This is a genomic window from Paracoccus sp. L-17, from assembly GCF_056857655.1.
This window is the reverse complement of sequence record NZ_JBSXNM010000003.1, coordinates 1-2,528: the sequence shown is the minus strand read 5'-3', so window position 1 is coordinate 2,528 and position 2,528 is coordinate 1. Positions and strand designations below refer to the sequence as shown.

1 protein-coding gene is annotated in these 2,528 nt (G+C 54.4%); it reads left to right on the top strand.

Features of this window, described 5'->3' with window-relative positions:
• Positions 1-171 precede the first annotated feature (171 nt).
• Positions 172-2,528 (top strand): tetratricopeptide repeat protein (locus AC13CR_RS00020; RefSeq protein WP_482900253.1); only part of this gene is annotated, 2,357 nt, incomplete at its 3' end.

Genomic DNA, 2,528 nt, shown 5'->3' with positions numbered 1-2,528 from the left:
CAACAACAGACGCTTGCTGGAACCCATCGGTAACATCCCGCCAGCAGAGGCCGAGGCAAACTTCTATGCCGCTCTGGAAAGATCAGACATGGCCGCGTAACTAAGACAAATCAGCCTCCGGAAAACCCGGCGCGGTTCAATTCATCAAACTGGTCGCAAGAACACCGGCTAATGCTGCTTTCTTCCGAGTTAACTTCCCTGTCAAAGGAAGGGGATTGGGCTACGGCAATCGCAAAATGTCGGCGGGCCATTGAGGAGAACCCCGGTTCGCTTCGCTTCAAGATAGTGCTGGCAAGGGTCCTTCGCATAAGCGGCGACTCCGATGCGGCAGCGTCTCAGCTTGAACAGATCTTGGTAGATTTTCCATCGGATGCAACGATGGCGGAGCGTGTCGAGGTTGCTGCGGAATACCGGCAACTTGGCGTGTACGACCCCATTGTTGCCCTTCTGGAAGATCAAGTTTCAACACAGCACGACAGCGAAGCACTTCGTTTGTTGTTTGGCGCCCTGGTCTCGGGCCAGAAGCACCGTGCTGCTTTTTCGCTGTTCGAGGCGTTGCCGCCCGAACTAAACAGTCATGAATGGTATCTTCGGGCACGGTCGATCCTGGCGATCAACTCTGGCGCCGCTGATATAGAAAATCACCTCAACGCTTATTTGCGTGTCGAACCCAACGACCTTGAGATGCAAATATCGAGGCTAGGGCTTTGGCAATTACAGGGGCGTGAAACCGAGATACGGCGCAAGCTTCGGAGCTTCGAGAGCAGCATTCCAGAAGGCAGCCCGATAGAACGCATGCGTCTCTGTCATCTTGCGGTTCAATACGGCAACAAGAAGTGGGGGGTGGACACAGCGTATCAAGAACTGATCGCAAATTGGGATGATCCAGCCATTCATCTGGCCTATCAGGGGCTGATCTTGATGTACGACGACTTGGAAGACGCAATCCCCAAGTCCACAACCATTCAAGAAAATTGCGTGTTCGAGACACGGTCGAAGGATGGGCTGAGACGCGCCCGCATTGAAGCGACAGACGCTCACAACTTCGAGGCAGAGCGACACTCACCAACAAGCGACTTCGCAAAAGCATGCCTTGGCAAAGGCGTAGGTGAAAAGTTCGTCATTAATACTCAATTTGAGAGCATGGACTTCGAGGTCTTGTGGATAAAGCCGCGAGCACTCGATCTTCTCCACAAGTCAATGGAGGAGTTTAACAAGAGATTCCCGATGAACTCGGGAATGCAACGTATGACATTTGACTTCGAGGCTGAGAACCCGCTGGAGGACATGGAGCGGGTGACGAAAGCCGCACATGATCGTGACCAATCCGTACTGGATAACTATGCTGCAAATGCCTTGCCATTCTGCTTCGTCGCCGAAGCACTGGGTAAGGACGTGATCGACGGTTGGGCTGGTCTTCCTGGGGTGGGTATCCAGCCCCGAGTTTGCATCGGAAGCCGCGACGAGCGCGACAATGCGGTCAGAGATATTCAAGCCAGGGCCAAGAACGGTTGTGTGCTCGACCCGATCACCGCCGCTCTAATGTCGGACTTTCACCTATGGGGCACGATCTCGCAGGTTTGCGGGCAAATTCACGTGACCCAGTCGACGCTGGAGGTCTTCGCAAAGCGTGAAATTGAAGCGAAGAACAACATCGACCGGCGTAGTGGGGTGACCCAGTGGCAAGATGGCCGGCTAAACTTCATTGAGATTTCACCGGAGCAGAACAGAGCCGCATATGAGGAAAAGAAGCGTCAACGAGAAGACGTGCTTGCCCACTGCAAGATAGCCACCGCCGTTCCACGGGCTGACCTGACCGGCCAGAATCTTGAGATTTCTGAGATGTTTGGCGCGCCGGCACGGGATAGCATCTTGGCGGCCGAGGGGAATGAGTTGCTGCTCCTTTCGGAGGATCAAGGGCTGAGGCAGTGGGCCACTGCGGCGCTAGAAGTTGGGGCGAGTTGGCTGCAACCAGTCTTGCTACTAGCAAAGGACAGGGGTCTGATCTCGATTGAGGACTACACCAAGTTCATCGTTGATTGCCTGAAACGCGATTTCACGTACGTATCGATGGACTCTCAAGCCTTGCTAGCACAGGCAAAAGCCGAAGGGTTCAACGGGCGTGGTACGGTCAAGCGGATGCTGGAGGTGGTTGGCGGGAAGAACGCTGATTTGGAAACCAACCTTGGCGTCGCTGCCACGTTCCTCGACCTTGTGTTCCAGGAGACCAAGCAGGAGCATCTGCGAGATCGCTACGCAAGCATGGTCTTGGAAGCCTTCTGTGCTTCGCGTCAGGACAAGGCTATCGAAGTGATAAAGGCACTTACTGCGCAGGTTTCCCTTCGCGTATTCAATTTGATTGAGCACGCATTCTGGTGGCTTGTTGGTCGAACTGAACCGCACCGGGTTTGCCGGAGGCTCCAACTCATGAGCAGGATGGAGCATCATGACAAAGACAACAAACAAGTATTCACCGGAAGTGCGCGAACGCGCTGTGCGGATGGTTTTGGATGGCGCAAGGCAGCATG